Raw genomic sequence first — 17,419 nt, 5'->3', positions numbered from 1 at the left:
TGATTCCAGCTGTTGATTGGAGTGGAAGACGAAGACTCCTGCGGGAAAAGCGTGTTAGGTGAGACCCCGCAGGAGCGAATGCGACGAGGAGGCTCACCAACCGCCCGCGGAAAGCGAAGTCTTCCACGGAAATCAACAGCGGTGTTTAAGGACAATAACAATGTGGATGGGAAAACTCACTCCATCCAGTTAAACAAACGTTTGTTTAACAACAAAAAAAGTTGTTAAATCAACGACCACAGAGTTAAACAACTGTTTAAGAAGCGGTGAAGATTAGCAAGAAAGGGTTGTTAGAATGGATCAACAATCGGCTGAAAAACGTATACAGGAATTGCATGAATTATTGAATCAATATAATTATGAATATCATGTCCTTGATAAACCCTCAGTGCCGGATTCCGAATATGACCAGCTGCTGCGAGAGCTGATCGACCTCGAGGATCAGTACCCTGAATTACAAACAGCGGACTCACCTTCTCAAAGAGTAGGCGGAGCGATACTCGATGCATTTGAAAAGGTGGAACACCGGAGTCAAATGCTGAGCTTGGGGAACGCATTCAATGAACAGGACCTCCGCGATTTTGACCGTCGTGTCCGTCAGGCAGTCGGGGACGATTTTTCCTATGTCTGTGAACTTAAAATTGACGGCCTGGCGGTTTCCCTGCGTTATGATAAGGGGGTATTCGTGCAGGGTGCCACCCGCGGGGATGGAACGATAGGGGAGGATATTACATCCAATCTGAAGACGATCCGTTCAATCCCATTAAAGATCAAAGAACCTCTTTCGTTTGAAGTGCGGGGGGAAGCTTTCATGCCGAAGCGTTCATTTGAAGCCTTGAATAAAGTGAAAGAGGATAAAGGAGAAGAACCGTTCGCAAATCCGCGCAACGCAGCTGCAGGTTCATTGCGTCAGTTGGATCCTAAGATAGCCGCTTCACGAAATCTCGACATCTACTTGTATGCCCTTGCTGATATCGGTGATACAGGGATAGACTCTCACAGTGAAGGTCTCGATCAATTAGATAAGCTTGGATTCAAGACGAATCCTGAACGCAAACGCTGTGCTGATGTAGAAGAAGTACTGGAATATGTGGAAAGCTGGACGGAAAGACGTCCGGATCTTTCGTATGATATCGATGGAATTGTCATTAAAGTTGATTCGTTAGAGCAGCAGAAAGAACTAGGGACGACTGCTAAAAGTCCGCGCTGGGCCATAGCATTCAAGTTTCCTGCAGAAGAAGTCATCACGATATTGAAAGAAATCGAACTGAGTGTTGGACGCACCGGAGTGGTAACGCCGACTGCGATCCTCGAACCGGTAAGGGTTGCCGGAACAACGGTTCAGCGTGCTTCCCTGCACAATGAGGATCTCATTAGGGAAAAAGATATCAAAATCGGTGATCATGTTGTCATTAAAAAAGCAGGGGACATCATCCCTGAAGTGGTAAACGTATTGGAAGAAAAGAGAACAGGCGATGAACAGGAATTCAATATGCCCACCCATTGTCCGGAGTGTGAAAGTGAGCTTGTGAGGCTTGAGGGAGAAGTGGCGCTTCGCTGTATCAACCCTAAATGCCCTGCTCAAATCCGAGAAGGCCTTATTCACTTTGTCTCCAGAAATGCGATGAACATAGATGGGCTTGGAGAAAAGGTCATCAGTCAGCTGTTCAGGGAACAATTGATCGTGGATGTGGCAGATCTATATAAATTGGAGCGTGACCAGCTGCTTCAGCTCGAGCGGATGGGTGAGAAGTCGGTTGATAACCTTCTACAGGCAATCGACGCATCGAAAAAGAATTCACTCGAGAAATTACTATTCGGATTGGGGATCCGTCATGTAGGGGCTAAAGCTGCCAAGACCCTTGCCCAGGAATTCGGGAGTATGGACCAACTGATCAATGTTTCCAAAGAGGACCTGACGAACATCAATGAAATCGGAGAGAAAATGGCCGATGCGATCGTAGCTTATTTTGAAAATGATGAAGTGAAAGAACTGATTCAGGAGCTTAAAGATGCTGGCGTCAACATGGAATACAAGGGTCCTAAGCCTGTATCAGCGAGTGAATCTGATTCCTACTTTGCCGGGAAGACCATTGTGTTAACCGGTAAAATCGAACGGTTGAGCCGGAACGAAGCGAAAGAAAAAATTGAATTGCTCGGCGGTAAAGTGACAGGAAGCGTAAGCAAGAAAACAGATCTTCTCATAGCGGGGGAAGATGCAGGCTCAAAGTTGACTAAAGCCAATGAGCTTGAGATAGAAGTTTGGGACGAGGACAAGCTGATGGAAGAACTTAACCGATAAGAGGTGTAGACAGTAATGAAAAAAAGGCTATCGGCAGCATTAGCCGCCTTGTTGATACTTGGCGGCTGTGCGCCGACGTTTGAAAAACAGGATCAAGTCGTTCAGGAAAATCAGGACAGTGAAACAAAGAAGGCGATCATTCCTAACTTTCAAATTTCAAACGATTATTATAAGACCATGCTTCCTTATGATACAAGTAAAACACGCGGAGTGGTCGTGAATGACCTGGGTTCAAGGTACGATATCAACGAAATAGAGAATGGATTGCTGCGTGTTGCCCAAAATCGTTTTTCAACCGGTGATCATTTTTTTAAAGAGGGTCAGTTCCTAACAAAGAAAACGATCGACAGCTGGCTTCAACGAAAATTCACTAGTGAACAGCTTGCCGAAAAAAAGCTGAAGGAAAGTGAAAACCTCGGGTTGAATCCAGTACAGACGAAAGGTGACAATGCCCCCATCTACCTTGCTCATATTGTTGAACATAATTACTTGATGAAAAAAGAAGATGACAACAAAGTGAAGCTAGGCGGTGTCGTCATCGCCCTTTCATTGAATTCAGTCAATTATGAAACCAATCTCACAACCGGGACAAGAACGGTCAAAAACATCAGCAATGAAATACTTAGGGAACAGGGAGCAAAGATGGCTGACGAAGTGCTGAAAAGAATGCGTCAAAAAGAAGATCTTCAAAACGTTCCCATCATGATCGCTTTATACAAGCAGGCACCGAAGCAGCAGGTGGTCCCTGGTCAGTTCTTTGCTTATACAACAGTGGAACCCGGTGCAGACACAATTCAGAATTGGGAAGGGATCAATGAAGAATATTATATTTTCCCGTCTCCAGAAGCAGCTGAGAATCATCCCAAAGATAATAAGATATTCGAGGACCTGAAGAAGGAAATTGAAGATTACTTCCCGGTGTTCACAGGCGTAACGGGTGAAGCACTTTATCAAAATCAAGAGCTGACCAGCATGAACATGGAAGTGGCATTGACCTTTAATGGTAAAACAGAAACAATCGGTTTTGCTCAATATCTATCTAATTTGATCGGAAAAAACACACCTGAAAATTGGGATGTAGAACTTCTGATTAACTCTTCTTATGGACCTGAGGCGCTGGTCGTCAAGAAAAAAGGAAGTAAAGAAACGTATTTGCACATATATGAATAATGATGCTATAAACAATTTTTAAAATGAGGACCGGTTTTGCTAAAGGCACGATCGGTTCTTTTTTTAATGAAACTCCGCCCTGCTTTTTTCGTATTATATTTTTTGGTTATACTATTAAAGGTTGTTTAAAATCTTGTTGCTAATGCTGGGTGGATCCAGCTTGCACGGAAATCGACAGCTGTGGTTAGTAATACAATACAATCAAATTTATTTCATACATATTTTAAGCCTTTTGGTACAACCTAAAAGTGCTAACGTTAGTTAATTTTCCTGAAAATGACACAATTCTGTCAAAGAACCAATTTAATTTTATAAATTTTTATGAATGAATATTGCTATTTAAGCGCTTTCATAAAAATATATGCAAAAAAAGTGAATAAAAATACGTTTAGGTTAATTTATTTAGAATATTCTGTCTGTATTTTTTTGAAATGTATGTTAGCATTAATAACGTTGTGAACTTGTTACGGAAACATCGCTTCGCAGAAAAACTTTTTCAAACAATTTTGAGTGAATAAGTTTACAACCTGTATGCATAGGGTAAAGAACTGCTGGACTATATATTTATAAGGTCTTTTAGCATGTATCAAAAGTCGGATTAAGCACCTGGCAAACATTTACACAAATTTACTGAAAGGGGAATGCTGACAACACAATGGATATAGCTACTTTAGTCACATTTATCGTATATTTAGTTGGTATGCTTGCAATTGGTATTATTTCGTACAGATTAACAAGTAATTTATCGGATTATGTTCTTGGAGGACGTAGTCTGGGACCGGGGGTAGCAGCATTAAGTGCTGGTGCATCCGATATGAGTTCATGGTTACTCCTTGGACTTCCTGGTCTTGCGTATGCAATTGGTTTAGGTTCAATTTGGTTAAGTATTGGGTTGGTAATTGGTGCTTATTTAAACTGGAGATTCGTTGCTTCAAGACTTCGTGCTTACACGGAGGTAGCGAACGATTCAATCACGGTTCCTGATTATTTTGAAAATCGTTTTAAAGATGGATCTCGTCTTCTTCGTGTCATTTCAGCAGTAATCATTCTAGTATTCTTTACCTTCTATACATCTTCTGGTCTTGTAGGCGGAGCGTTATTGTTCCAGGAAACGTTTGGAATGACTTACAATACAGCATTATGGATTGGTGCTCTTGTAATCATCTCTTATACTTTCCTTGGAGGATTCTTGGCAGTAAGTTGGACAGACTTTGTTCAAGGTATTTTGATGTTCCTTGCATTGATCGTGACTCCGATTGTTGCGATTGCTGAGCTTGGCGGCTGGAATGCGACAGTGGATGCTGTTCGCTCGGTTGACCCGGCGAACCTTGATACAATGAACACCATGACTGTAATGGGTGTTATTTCTTTACTTGCATGGGGTCTTGGTTATTTTGGCCAGCCTCACATCATTACACGCTTTATGGCATTGCGTTCAACGAAGGATGTACCAAAGGCACGCTGGATCGGTATGAGCTGGATGACAATTGCCATGATCGGAGCAGTCATTACTGGTTTCACCGGTATTGCATACTTTGCTGATGCTCCATTGATTGCCGGAGATGTGGATAATTCAGAAAAAGTATTCATTTTCTTTACAGATGTTCTCTTTAACCCTTGGGTTTCAGGTATTCTGTTAGCGGCAATCCTGTCTGCTATCATGAGTACAATTGACTCTCAATTACTTGTATCTTCAAGTGCGTTGGCTGAAGATTTCTATAAAGCGATCATCCGTAAAAATGCATCTGATAAAGAGCTTGTATGGGTAGGTCGTATCGGAGTGCTTCTTATCGCTTTCATCGCGATTCTGCTTGCGATGCAAGGGAACCCGGCAAATGGCGGCGGAACGAAGATCCTTGATCTTGTAAGTTATGCATGGGGTGGATTCGGTGCTGCATTCGGACCGATCATCCTTCTGTCTCTATACTGGAAAGGCATGACGCGCAACGGTGCGCTTGCTGGTATGATCACTGGTGCTGTAACCGTTGTTGTATGGAAACAGCTTACAGTAGCAGGAGTGATTCCATTCAATCTTTATGAAATCGTCCCAGGATTCTTCCTGGCTCTGCTTGCAATTGTCATCTTCAGTAAGGTTGGACCTCAACCAAGCGAAGAAGTTAAAGCTGAATTTGATGCAGCTGTAGCAAAAGATATCGTAAAATAAACATGAAGACGGGCCTGTCCATCATCACTTTATAAAGTGGTGGTGGCAGGCCTTTTTTTGTGTGAGAGAAGTCTTCTATCAAACTGCAAAATTTGTCGAAGAAAAAATAATAAAAAAAGGTTCCATCTGCGATCACACTGTTATATAATACAAACATGATAATTAAACTGTATTATAACAAAGTTTAATCTCACTTTTCGCTTAACTCATCATGACTACCGCTCAGAAATTCTTCACAACAAAGAAACCTTCATATGCAGGCGGACACGACCTGTTTCCTTACACCAACGCATACTTAAGTTTTACCCATCACTTTTAAAAAACACAAAAATCGAAAAAGGGAGAGATGTACAATGACAAAGAGCAATATGAATGAACGGGCAAGAGCTTTACAGGAAAGCTGGGAACTGGACGAAAGGTGGCGCGGGGTCACGAGACCTTATTCCGCAGAAGATGTTATTCGTCTAAGGGGCTCCATTGATATTGAGCATACTTTAGCGAGACGCGGTTCTGAAAAATTGTGGAATTTATTGCATGAAGAAGATTACATCAATGCACTTGGAGCATTGACCGGAAATCAAGCCGTCCAGCAGGTCAGGGCAGGGCTTAAGGCCATTTACTTAAGCGGATGGCAGGTAGCTGCAGATGCCAATCTGTCAGGCCAGATGTATCCCGATCAAAGCTTGTATCCTGCAAACTCTGTACCTTCTGTCGTTAAGCGCATCAACCAGGCTCTTCAGCGTGCGGACCAGGTCCACTATGTGGAAGGAGACGAATCCATTGATTGGTTTGTGCCGATTGTCGCGGATGCAGAAGCGGGATTCGGAGGGCAGCTGAACGTGTTTGAACTGATGAAAGGGATGATTGAATCGGGGGCATCAGCCGTTCACTTTGAAGATCAGCTTTCCTCAGAGAAAAAATGCGGTCACTTGGGCGGGAAGGTATTGCTTCCTACTCAAACCTCTGTGAAGAATTTGATTTCGGCGCGTCTTGCAGCCGATGTGATGGGCGTCCCGACGTTGATCGTTGCACGTACAGATGCTAATGCAGCGGACTTAATCACGAGTGATGTCGATTCATATGATGCTCCATTTATTACCGGGGAGCGCACGCCGGAAGGTTTCTTCCGTACGAAGGCCGGTCTTGATCAAGCGATCGCAAGAGGTCTAGCTTATGCGCCGTATGCCGATCTTGTATGGTGTGAAACATCTGAACCGAGCCTTGAAGAAGCACGTCAATTTGCAGAAGCTATCCATAAAGAGCATCCTGGGAAGCTGCTGGCGTATAACTGTTCTCCATCCTTCAACTGGAAGAAGAAGCTCGATGATGAAACAATCGCGAAATTCCAGATCGAATTGGGCAAAATGGGCTATAAATTCCAGTTTGTGACGCTTGCAGGCTTCCATGCTTTAAATCACAGCATGTTCGAATTGGCGAGAGGTTACAAAGACCGCGGAATGGCTGCCTACTCTGAACTGCAGCAAGCGGAATTCGCAAGTGAAATTCATGGATATTCTGCAACAAGGCATCAGCGTGAAGTAGGAACAGGCTACTTTGATGAAGTATCCATGGTGATTTCAGGGGGTACCTCTTCGACCACAGCGCTGAAAGGATCTACAGAAGCGGAACAATTTTAATAAAATCAAATTAAAGGCCCGTCCCTCGCTGCTTTAACGCGGCAGAGTGGCGGTCTTTTTGTTTAGGGGGAAAGGACTAATGTTGAATTTTAATAAATATACTATTGATTTTATTTTTATGCAGTCATATAATTAGACCTAATTTAAATCTTTTGTGTGTGGTGAATGAATGATGAATGTTGGAATTGTAGGTTCTACTGGTTATGGTGGCGTGGAGCTGCACCGCCTCCTGTCGAATCATCCTTTTGTTGGTGACTGTATTTTATATTCATCAACATTGAATGGAGTTTCATATGCTGAGCAATATCCTCACCTGACCGATTTATCAACTGAATCGGTCAGGGGCATACAGGTTGATGAAATGAAGGAGCTCGATGTTGTATTCCTGGCGGTTCCTGCAGGGATATCCAAAGAAATGACGCCAAAGCTTCTGGGAGGGAAGGCAAGGATTATTGACCTTTCCGGTGACTTGAGATTGAAAGATCCCAAGGAATATGAAGACTGGTACAAAGGAGAGGCTGCAGACACTTCCGTCCTAAGCGAAGCGGTTTACGGTCTGGCAGAATGCAATCAAGAGGCCATTAAAGAAGCAAGCCTCATCGCGAACCCTGGCTGCTTCCCTACAGCGGCACTTCTAGCGCTTGCGCCACTGATTCAGCAAAAGCTTGTACAGCCTGGTTCATTAATCATCGATGCCAAGACGGGCCTCTCAGGAGCAGGAAGGAAACCATCCCTGTCCAGTCATTTTTCTGAAACACAGGAAAACCTGCGGATCTACAAGGTACATGAGCATCAGCATACCCCGGAAATCGAACAACAGCTGAAGCTTTGGAATCCTGAAGCAGCGCCTGTGACCTTTACGACTCATCTAATCCCAATGACGCGCGGAATCATGACGACGATCTATGGTGAGCTGTTGACAGATCAAACGACGGAGGAGCTTCATGAGCTTTATCGAAGCTTTTACAGCGGCAGTCCGTTTGTGCGAATCAGGCCAATCGGTCAATATCCATGTACAAAAGAAGTGTTCGGCACTAATTTCTGCGATATTTCTATAAAAGTAGATCCAAGGACGGGCAAAGTGACAATCGTTTCCGTCATCGACAATCTCATAAAAGGGGCAGCCGGTCAGGCTGTGCAAAATATGAATCTCATGTTCGGCCTGGAAGAAACGAGCGGACTTCACTACTATCCAATTTATCCATAAAAGGAGGAGAGAGAAATGAGTGTCATGGAGAAGAAAGAAGTACAGAAAATTGAAGGAGGAAGCATCCTATCTCCTAAAGGATTCAAGGCGGGCGGAATCCATATCGGACTTCGCTATGAAAAGAAGGACTTTGGAGTTATTTATAGTGAAACGCCTGCCCAGAGCGCAGCGGTTTACACAAAAAGTCATTTTCAGGCAGCTCCCCTTAAAGTCACGCAGGAAAGCATTGCCGCTTCAGGCCTTCTTCAGGCAGTAGTCGTCAACAGTGCAATCGCAAATGCCTGCACAGGTGAACAAGGGCTGAAAGACGCGTATAAAACAAGAGAGATGATTGCAAAACGATTTAGCTTGGCGAAGGAGTATGTTGCGGTTGCCTCCACAGGGGTAATCGGTGAATGCCTCCCGATGGAAAAAATGGAGCAGGGGTGCAGCGATATTGCAGTCCACGGGGATTACAACAGTGCAAAATCCTTTCAGCAGGCGATACTGACTACCGATACCGTTGAAAAGGCAAGCTGTATCGAGGTCCAAATAGACGGGATGCCCGTTACGATCGGCGGGGCGGCAAAGGGGTCGGGAATGATTCACCCGAATATGGGTACGATGCTAGGCTTTATCACGACGGATGCGAACATTTCCTCTCCTGTCTTACAAAGCGCATTGAAGAAAGCGATCAACACTTCCTTTAATCAGATTACAGTCGACGGTGAAACATCAACCAATGACATGGTGATCGCGATGGCAAATGGAACAGCGGGAAATAGACCATTAAATGAAAACCATCCTGAATGGGAGCAGTTTCAGGAGGGCTTGTCTCTCCTATGTGAAGACCTTGCGAAACAAATTGCACGTGACGGCGAAGGGGCCACGAAGCTTGTTGAGGTTGATGTGAAAGGCGCCAATTCCCCTGGAGAAGCAAAGATCATCGCTAAAAAAATCGTCGGCTCAAATCTCGTTAAAACAGCCATTTATGGAGCAGATCCCAATTGGGGAAGGATTGTCGGTGCAATGGGACACGCCGATGTAACCCTTAGGCCCGAAATGTGTGACATCTACATTGGGGAAGAACGTGTTTTCTCTAACGGGACACCGCAGGTTTTTAATGAACAGAGCGTAAGTGACTATATGAAGAATGAAGAACATGTCGTGATTCAAGTCCATTTACAAGATGGGACGGGAGAAGGAAAAGCTTGGGGGTGCGATTTAACCTATGACTATGTCAAAATCAATGCCAGTTACAGAACGTGATATGCTCGTCATCAAATTAGGGGGAAGCATCCTTTACAACCTTTCACCGCAATTTTTTGAAAGCCTGGCAGAAATGGCGAAGGAGTACAACGCGGTGATTGTTCATGGGGGAGGGCCTGAAATTACGAACATGCTTAACAGGCTGGGTATAGAAACGACGTTTATTAACGGACAGCGTAAAACGACGGAGCAGGTTTTTGAAGTGGCGGAAATGATTTTAAAAGGCAAAGTCAACAGTTACCTCACCAACCGATTGAATCAACATGGATTGAACGCAGTCGGGTTATGCGGGTATGATGCCAATTTATTAAAGGCCTCCCTGATTGATGAAGAGTCACTAGGGTTGGTCGGTGAGATTGAAGAAGTGAAGGACGACTTCCTTGCCGGCATGATTTCAGCAGGGTACCTTCCTGTCATCGCCCCCCTTGCCCTTACTGAAGAAGGTACAAAGGTGAATATTAATGCTGACCTCGCCGCTGCATCGATCGCGAAAGCAACAGGAGCAGGAAAGCTCCTCTACGTAACGGATGTACCCGGCATTCTGCAGGAAGGCAAAATGATTCCTGAAGCGACAACAGAAGAAATACATCAGTTGATCGAATCCGGAGTGATCTCCGGAGGAATGATTCCGAAGGTCAGATCCGCACTTTCCGTGTTATCGCCGAGTATCAAAGAAGTGATGATTGTCGGTGGACAGCAGGCAATTTTCCAAAGCGGAAGCATACAGGGTACTACAATAATCGATAAAGGAGCGGTAGCAGCCACATGAGTAATCTATTTCCTACGTATAATCGATTGGATATTGAACTGGTCTCGGGTGAAGGGACGAAGGTGACAGATTCTAACGGCAGGACGTACCTGGACTTTATTGCCGGCATCGCTGTATGTAATCTCGGCCACTCCCCGTCCGCCGTCAAAAAGGCTGTAGAAGAGCAGTTGGATAAACTATGGCATGTGTCCAATCTCTTTCAACTATCTCAGCAGGAAGAAGCCGCCAAGCTATTGGCAGACGCCAGCGGATTGGATGCCGTCTTCTTCTGCAACAGCGGAGCGGAAGCAAACGAAGCCGCTATCAAACTGGCAAAAAAACATACTGGTAAGACAAAGATTCTTACCTTCAAACAATCCTTCCACGGGCGTACTTTCGCAACCATGAGCGCAACGGGTCAGGAGAAGATCCACAGCGGTTACGGCCCGCTTCTGCCAACGTTTGAATACTTGCCGTATAACGATGTGGAGGCACTCGGGGACATTGAAGGAGACGATATTGCCGGAATCATGGTGGAAGTGATTCAAGGTGAAGGCGGGGTGAATCCAGGGACAGAAGCGTTTTTGAAAAAGGTGGAGAAAACGTGCAAGGAACTGGATGCCCTCTTAATCATCGATGAAGTACAAACAGGCATCGGACGTACAGGGGTACCTTTTGCTTATCAGCACCACTCTTTACATCCTGATATTGTCACAGCTGCTAAAGGACTCGGAAGCGGATTTCCGGTCGGCGCGATGATCGGAAGAAAAGAGCTCGTATCAACTTTTTCACCTGGCACCCACGGGTCCACGTTCGGAGGGAATCCCCTGGCTATGGCTGCGGTGAAAGCGACTCTCGAAACGATTATGAATGAATCGTTTTTAAGTGAAGTAAAGAGCAAATCGAAGACATTCATCCAGTCTTTGAAAGAGAAGCTGGAGCCATTATCCCTTGTGCAAGAAGTAAAGGGAGAGGGTTTCATGATCGGCATACAATTAGAGGATGAAGCGAAGGAATCCATTGAAGTTCTGAGGGATAATGGTCTCCTGACGCTGCCTGCCGGCCCGAAAGTCATCCGGCTGCTGCCTCCTTTAACGGTTACCGAAGCAGAGCTTCAGGAAGCACTGACGATAGTGGAAAGAGTCCTTCATTCGCAAGCGGCAGAAACAGCACAATAAATTTTTTTGATCATTATTGTATAAAAATACTAAAAACATAATAAAAATTCACAAAGAGGAGGGATTAGTCATGACCGGCTACTTAAGTTTAGAAAACGGAACAGTTTTCAAGGGAGAATTGAGCTCCGTCCATCAAATTCCCGTTGTAGGGGAGATTGTCTTTTTTACAGGAATGACGGGTTATCAGGAGGTTCTCACTGATCCTTCCTACAAAGATCAAATCGTTGTCTTCACGTATCCACTGATCGGCCAGTACGGAGTCAATGAAAGTGATTCTGAAAGTGCCGTGCCGCAGGTGAAGGGTGTAATCATGCTTCATTGTCCGGACGTCTATTCCCATTATCAAGCGACATCTTCTCTTCAAGAGTACCTTCATAAGTGGGGCATTCCTTATATGACCGGGGTGGACACCCGTCAGGTGGTCAAAACGATCAGGGAACTTGGAAGTCAAAACGCCTGCATATGCGACTCGCCGAAAATTCCTGCATCTCAAAAACTGAAGGGCCAGATTGAACAGGTGGCTTCCTCGGAATTAAATCACCATGGAAGCGGGAGCGTACATGTTGCACTTCTTGATTTCGGTGTAAAAAAATCAATCATCACGAGCCTGGTGAAAATGGACTGCTCTGTAACCGTCGTCCCTTACGACCGCATCGACTTGCTTCATACGTTGAAGGCCGATGCAATTGTCATTTCAAATGGTCCCGGTGACCCAAAAGAAATGGGAGACGTTCTGCCGCAGCTGAAAGAACATATTCTTAAACTGCCGACACTCGGGATTTGCCTCGGTCATCAACTGATCGCCCTTGCTTTAGGGGGAAATACACGAAAGCTCTTGTTCGGGCACCGGGGGGCGAATCATCCAGTCATTGATCACGGAACCGGCCAGGTTTTCTTAACCTCCCAAAATCATAACTATGTGGTGGAGGATGGGAGTTTACAAGGCACCCATCTCAATCCGCGCTTTTTCAATGTGAACGATGGTTCTGTTGAAGGGCTGCAGCATGAGTCGAAACCGATTCTTTCTGTGCAATTTCATCCCGAGGCACGGCCCGGTCCTGAAGACGCATCATACATCTTTGAAGAATTCTATCAATCCATCAAACAACTAGGGAGAGAGAAGATTTATGCCTAAAGATTCAAGTATACAGAAGATCCTTGTCATAGGATCAGGTCCGATCATCATTGGGCAGGCAGCAGAATTTGATTATTCCGGGACCCAGGGATGTCTGGTCCTGAAAGAAGAAGGATATGAAGTGGTCCTCGTGAATCATAATCCGGCGACCATCATGACCGATACCGAAAATGCCGATAAGGTCTATTGTGAACCTCTTACGGTCAAAACGGTATCCTCCATTATTGAAAAGGAGAGTCCCGATGGATTGATCGCAAATCTCGGCGGTCAGACAGCTCTCAATCTTGCAGTGGAGCTTCATGAAAGAGGGATCTTGAAGAAATATGGCGTGAAGCTCCTGGGTACCTCGGTGGATTCCATCCAGAAGGGGGAGGACCGTGAGAAATTCCGGACCCTTATGAACGAGCTCGGTCATCCAGTCGCTGAAAGTGAAATCGTGGAAAACGTGGAGGGTGCACTGGCCTTCGCTGAACGAATTTCACTTCCGATCATCGTCCGCCCAGCTTATACATTAGGGGGAAGAGGAGGCGGAATCGCAGCGACGAAGGAGGAGTACGTCAAGCTTGTCCAAACCGGGTTGAAGGCAAGCCCCATCAATCAGATCCTTGTGGAAAAAAGCATCGCAGGCTTCAAGGAAATCGAGTATGAAGTGATGAGAGATTGTAAAGGAAACTGTATATCGGTATGCAATATGGAGAACTTCGACCCGGTCGGTGTCCATACTGGTGACTCCATTGTCGTGGCACCCTCCCAGACGCTTCGTGATCAAGAGTTTCATATGCTCCGCACAGCGGCTTTTGACATCATCAATGCGCTTGAAGTAGTGGGAGGCTGCAATATACAGTTTGCTTTAGACCCTGACAGCAATCAATACTATGTCATTGAAGTCAACCCACGGGTAAGCCGTTCTTCAGCCCTAGCTTCAAAAGCAACCGGCTACCCGATCGCTAAAATCGCCGTCAAGCTTGCCGTCGGCTATACGTTAAATGAAATCATCAACCCGCTGACGAGAACGACTTATGCAAGCTTTGAACCGGCCCTGGATTATGTCGTCGTCAAATTCCCGCGCTGGCCGTTCGATAAATTCCCGGAAGGAAACCGGCGTCTCGGGACAAAAATGAAAGCGACGGGAGAAGTCATGGCCATCGACCGCACGTTGGAAGCGGCTTTTCAAAAAGCGATCCAATCCCTGGATGTTGCAGCACAGGGCATTTCGCTTAAAGAAGAGCTGTCTGCTTTTACAGATGATGACTTGCTTGAGGCGATCGAAACGCCGACGGATCTTCGCTTCTTTCAGCTTGTGGAGCTGATAAGAAGAGGACATAGTGTGGAGGAACTTCATGGAGGCACGAAAATCGATTACCTGTTTCTATCACTCTTGAATAATCTTTTGCTAATAGAGAAAAAGCTGCTACAGGAACCCATAGGGGCTGAACTGCTGGAGCAAGCCAAGAAATACAGATTCGAAGACCGTGAAATTGCCAGATTATCAGGCTGTGCGGAAAGTGAAATCGCTGCATTAAGAGCAGAACATGGAATCAAACCAAACTTCAAAATGGTCGATACCTGCGCCGGCGAATTCGAAGCCATCACCAACTACGCTTACTCCACCTACTATGGTGAAAATGAAATCCAGCCTCTAAAGGGTACGAAGAAGGCACTCATCATCGGGTCGGGACCGATCAGGATCGGCCAGGGAGTAGAGTTTGATTACAGTGCCGTCAAAGCAAATCAACGCTTGCAGAAGCATGGTTACAAAACGATCATCGTCAATAATAACCCGGAAACGGTCAGCACCGACTATGAAACAGCCGACCGCCTGTATTTCGAGCCGGTCACAGCGGAGAGCGTCTTAGCGATCATCCAACATGAAGGAATCGATACTGTCCTCGTTCAGTTCGGCGGGCAGACGGCCCTGAACCTCGCGCCGGTTTTAGAAGAAAATGGGGTTCATCTGCTTGGCATCACATCTGACACGATTGATGCTGTCGAGGACCGCGACCGATTCTATCAATTGCTTGATGAATTATCCATCCCGCGGGTGAAAGGGGATATCTGCAACAGTAAAGCGGAAGCTCTTGAAGTAGCGAAGGACCTGCATTTTCCTATCCTATGCCGTCCATCTTACGTCATCGGCGGTAAAGGAATGGTGAAAGTGAAGACGTTGGATGAACTTCAGAAGTGGCTTCAAGGTGCAGACGATGAGTATTTCCCGATTCTCGTGGATGAATTCAAAATGGGGCGGGAAGCCGAAATCGATTTAGTGGCTGACGGAGAAAACGCCTATATACCGGGTATCATGGAGCACATCGAACGTGCAGGCGTCCATTCAGGAGACAGCATGGCGGTCTTTCCGGCTAAATCACTCTCTGAAAAAGTAAATAAAGAGATAAAAAAATACGCCGCTAGAGTGGTATCTGCATTGAAGTATAAAGGCATCATGAATATCCAGTTCCTCCTTCAGGGAGAAGAAGTGTTTATATTAGAAGTCAACCCAAGAGCGAGCCGTACCGTTCCGATCATCAGCAAAGTCATCGGCTTTTCGTTGATTGATATGGCGACAGATCTTTTATGTGACGAGAGTTTGACGGTCGACTCCTTTGCAGCACCGTCAAGTGAAGAGTTGGAGATTGTGGCGGTCAAGTATCCGGTCTTTTCTTCTCACGCCCTCCCTGAGCTTGACCATATCTTAGGTGCGAATATGAAATCGACCGGAGAAGGAATGTGTCTTGGGCAGACGCTGGAAGAAGCGTTATTTAAGGTATTTGAACCTTTGCATGAAGATGTGGAGAGCGGAGGTACAATTTTTATAGAAGAAGAGAATGAAAATCTTCAAATCTACCAAACTTCCGGTGAAGCCGCGTTTGCTGATTGGGTGGATTCTCCTGGTGCAGCTGTCTACTTTAACAGCCTGGATACCGAAGAAATGAAGAAGAAACGAATTCAAGCATTAGAAGCGGGTATTGCCGTCATCACGGAAAAAGAGACCCTGCTTGCTTTTATCCAGAGTATGGAGGCAGCCGATGTCGCTCCCATTCCATTGGCAAAACCCAAAACAATGCAAGGAGTGAAGTGAACATGACGAAATCAAATGCTGTTGTGTCCCCGTTTAAGAAATTTTCCCTGAAAGGGAGAGACCTATTGACGTGGCTGGACTACACAACTGAAGAAGTGCATGAGCTCCTGTCATTGGCAGAGCATCTGAAAAAGAACCCGATCTCAAAGAAACTTGAAGGGAAAACACTTGGAATGATTTTTGAGAAATCATCCACACGAACACGAGTATCCTTTGAAGCAGGCATGCTGCAGATGGGCGGCCATGCCATCTACCTGAACTCCCGTGATATCCAGCTTGGAAGAGGTGAGTCAATCGCGGATACAGCGAAGGTGCTTTCCGCTTATGTCGATGCCATCATGATCCGTACATTTGAACATGAAAAAGTTGCTCAGCTCGCTGAACATGCAAGTGTTCCTGTCATCAATGGCTTATGCGATACGTATCATCCATGCCAGGCGCTGGCTGACGTTCTGACCATTTATGAAGTGAAAGGGCAGCTCGCTGGATTGAAGGTTGTCTATATCGGTGACGGGAATAATGTCGCTCACTCCTTCATGATTCTGTGTGCGAAGCTTGGGATGGATGTCGTAGTTTCCTGTCCTAAGGGCTATGAGCCTGATCAGGAAGTAATCGATGCGACGGTTGAACTGGCGCAGCTCAGCGGCGGGAGCTTCACCCTTTCGTATGATCCAGAGGAAGCGGCTGCCGGTGCTGACATCGTCTACACAGACGTTTGGGCCAGCATGGGTCAGGAAGAGGAGACGGTCGAGCGCCTCCAGATTTTTGAGCCTTATCAAGTGAACGAGGCATTGCTGGCTCACTCCTCTGATGATGTGAAATTCCTGCACTGCCTCCCTGCTCACCGCGGCGAAGAGGTGACAGCAGAAGTCATCGACGGCGGGAAATCGGCGGTCTTCCAGCAGGCAGAGAATCGATTGCATGTGCAGAAGGCGATTTTGTTGTCTGTGCTTGGCGGATGAGTGGGGGTTCGAGTTGATAATTGGGATTTAATGTTAATCGGCAAGAATAAACGTGATTTCGGCAAGAATAACAGCAATTCCGGCAAGAAAAAGTCTATTATCGGCAAGAATAATGCCCGAACCGGCAAGATTAAAACATCACGATAGAATCAAAAATGGAAGCATGAACTGTTCAGGACCGAGCTCATCATTGGTTTTGTTAATAAAAGCAATCATAACGGTTAAAGAGGCTGGGACATAAGTGTTTTAGTCTAAGCAAAACCCGAACTAATTTACTTTTTAGTAGGCAAATTAGTTCGGGTTTTTAGTTTTGTTAAAATGTACAATTAGATAGTAGCTCTTTCCAGCGGTTGATTGGAGTGCAAGACGAAGACTCCTGCGGGAAGAGTAGCTTATGTGAGACTTGTCCAGCTCTGGGGCTTAGAGGCACATGTCATAAGTCAACTCGTCCAAGAAGGCAAAGAACGCCTTCGTGGCCGATTCGCCATATGCCAGCAGCCTCTAAACAAAGCCCCTCCGCTTTTCTTCCCGCAGGCTTGCCGAGGAGGCTCACGGGCTACCCGCGGAAAGCGAAGTCTTGCACGGAAATCAT

At 45.7% G+C, this 17,419-nt stretch carries 13 protein-coding genes; all 13 read left to right on the top strand.

Going from position 1 to position 17,419, the window contains the following annotated elements:
• Nucleotides 1-12 precede the first annotated feature (12 nt).
• Nucleotides 13-228, top strand: coding sequence for a hypothetical protein (locus AAEO50_RS16450; RefSeq protein ID WP_341985395.1), 216 nt, complete (start codon nt 13-15; stop codon nt 226-228).
• 67 nt (nt 229-295) lie between these two features.
• Nucleotides 296-2,302 (top strand): NAD-dependent DNA ligase LigA, encoded by a 2,007-nt coding sequence (gene ligA / locus AAEO50_RS16445; RefSeq protein ID WP_341985394.1) that lies wholly within the window; start codon nt 296-298, stop codon nt 2,300-2,302.
• Nucleotides 2,303-2,317: 15 nt separating this feature from the next.
• Complete coding sequence (locus AAEO50_RS16440; RefSeq protein ID WP_341985393.1) at nt 2,318-3,472, top strand: CamS family sex pheromone protein; 1,155 nt, start codon at nt 2,318-2,320, stop codon at nt 3,470-3,472.
• Between the two features lie 655 nt (nt 3,473-4,127).
• Nucleotides 4,128-5,636, top strand: a complete 1,509-nt coding sequence (gene putP, locus AAEO50_RS16435) for a sodium/proline symporter PutP (RefSeq protein WP_341985392.1) — start codon at nt 4,128-4,130, stop codon at nt 5,634-5,636.
• A 353-nt stretch (nt 5,637-5,989) separates the two neighbouring features.
• A complete protein-coding gene (gene aceA, locus AAEO50_RS16430; RefSeq protein ID WP_341985391.1) occupies nt 5,990-7,273 on the top strand; it encodes an isocitrate lyase in 1,284 nt (427 codons plus the stop codon).
• Nucleotides 7,274-7,445: 172 nt separating this feature from the next.
• Nucleotides 7,446-8,480 (top strand): N-acetyl-gamma-glutamyl-phosphate reductase, encoded by a 1,035-nt coding sequence (gene argC / locus AAEO50_RS16425; protein ID WP_341985390.1) that lies wholly within the window; start codon nt 7,446-7,448, stop codon nt 8,478-8,480.
• 15 nt (nt 8,481-8,495) lie between these two features.
• Nucleotides 8,496-9,728 (top strand): bifunctional ornithine acetyltransferase/N-acetylglutamate synthase, encoded by a 1,233-nt coding sequence (gene argJ, locus AAEO50_RS16420; protein ID WP_341985389.1) that lies wholly within the window; start codon nt 8,496-8,498, stop codon nt 9,726-9,728.
• Nucleotides 9,709-10,497: an acetylglutamate kinase gene (gene argB, locus AAEO50_RS16415; RefSeq protein ID WP_341985388.1), complete on the top strand. Its 789-nt coding sequence runs from the start codon at nt 9,709-9,711 to the stop codon at nt 10,495-10,497. The genes argJ and argB overlap by 20 nt, the downstream gene beginning before the upstream one ends.
• Nucleotides 10,494-11,654 carry an acetylornithine transaminase gene (locus AAEO50_RS16410; RefSeq protein ID WP_341985387.1) on the top strand — a complete coding sequence of 387 codons (1,161 nt, stop codon included), beginning with the start codon at nt 10,494-10,496 and terminating at the stop codon, nt 11,652-11,654. Before argB ends, AAEO50_RS16410 begins: the two co-directional genes overlap by 4 nt.
• Before the next feature lie 70 nt (nt 11,655-11,724).
• A complete protein-coding gene (locus AAEO50_RS16405) occupies nt 11,725-12,789 on the top strand; it encodes a carbamoyl phosphate synthase small subunit (protein WP_341985386.1) in 1,065 nt (354 codons plus the stop codon).
• Nucleotides 12,782-15,865 (top strand): carbamoyl phosphate synthase large subunit, encoded by a 3,084-nt coding sequence (locus AAEO50_RS16400; protein WP_341985385.1) that lies wholly within the window; start codon nt 12,782-12,784, stop codon nt 15,863-15,865. Before AAEO50_RS16405 ends, AAEO50_RS16400 begins: the two co-directional genes overlap by 8 nt.
• Nucleotides 15,866-15,867: 2 nt before the next feature.
• Nucleotides 15,868-16,827, top strand: a complete 960-nt coding sequence (gene argF, locus AAEO50_RS16395) for an ornithine carbamoyltransferase (RefSeq protein WP_341985384.1) — start codon at nt 15,868-15,870, stop codon at nt 16,825-16,827.
• A complete protein-coding gene (locus AAEO50_RS16390) occupies nt 16,828-16,974 on the top strand; it encodes a hypothetical protein (RefSeq protein ID WP_341985383.1) in 147 nt (48 codons plus the stop codon).
• The last annotated feature ends 445 nt before the right edge of the window (nt 16,975-17,419 follow it).

It is taken from the genome of Rossellomorea oryzaecorticis (assembly GCF_038405515.1).
GTDB classification, from domain to species: domain Bacteria; phylum Bacillota; class Bacilli; order Bacillales; family Bacillaceae_B; genus Rossellomorea; species Rossellomorea oryzaecorticis_A.
Note: the sequence above shows the minus strand (reverse complement) of the source record. Positions and strands in the feature narration are given on the sequence as shown.

Coding starts and splice junctions, on each gene's coding strand:
- argC (WP_341985390.1), top strand. CDS start 7,446: ATGAATGTTGGAATTGTAGGTTCTACTGGTTATGGTGGCGTGGAGCTG.
- AAEO50_RS16440 (WP_341985393.1), top strand. CDS start 2,318: ATGAAAAAAAGGCTATCGGCAGCATTAGCCGCCTTGTTGATACTTGGC.
- argF (WP_341985384.1), top strand. CDS start 15,868: ATGACGAAATCAAATGCTGTTGTGTCCCCGTTTAAGAAATTTTCCCTG.
- ligA (WP_341985394.1), top strand. CDS start 296: ATGGATCAACAATCGGCTGAAAAACGTATACAGGAATTGCATGAATTA.
- argJ (WP_341985389.1), top strand. CDS start 8,496: ATGAGTGTCATGGAGAAGAAAGAAGTACAGAAAATTGAAGGAGGAAGC.
- AAEO50_RS16400 (WP_341985385.1), top strand. CDS start 12,782: ATGCCTAAAGATTCAAGTATACAGAAGATCCTTGTCATAGGATCAGGT.
- AAEO50_RS16405 (WP_341985386.1), top strand. CDS start 11,725: ATGACCGGCTACTTAAGTTTAGAAAACGGAACAGTTTTCAAGGGAGAA.
- aceA (WP_341985391.1), top strand. CDS start 5,990: ATGACAAAGAGCAATATGAATGAACGGGCAAGAGCTTTACAGGAAAGC.
- argB (WP_341985388.1), top strand. CDS start 9,709: ATGCCAGTTACAGAACGTGATATGCTCGTCATCAAATTAGGGGGAAGC.
- AAEO50_RS16410 (WP_341985387.1), top strand. CDS start 10,494: ATGAGTAATCTATTTCCTACGTATAATCGATTGGATATTGAACTGGTC.
- putP (WP_341985392.1), top strand. CDS start 4,128: ATGGATATAGCTACTTTAGTCACATTTATCGTATATTTAGTTGGTATG.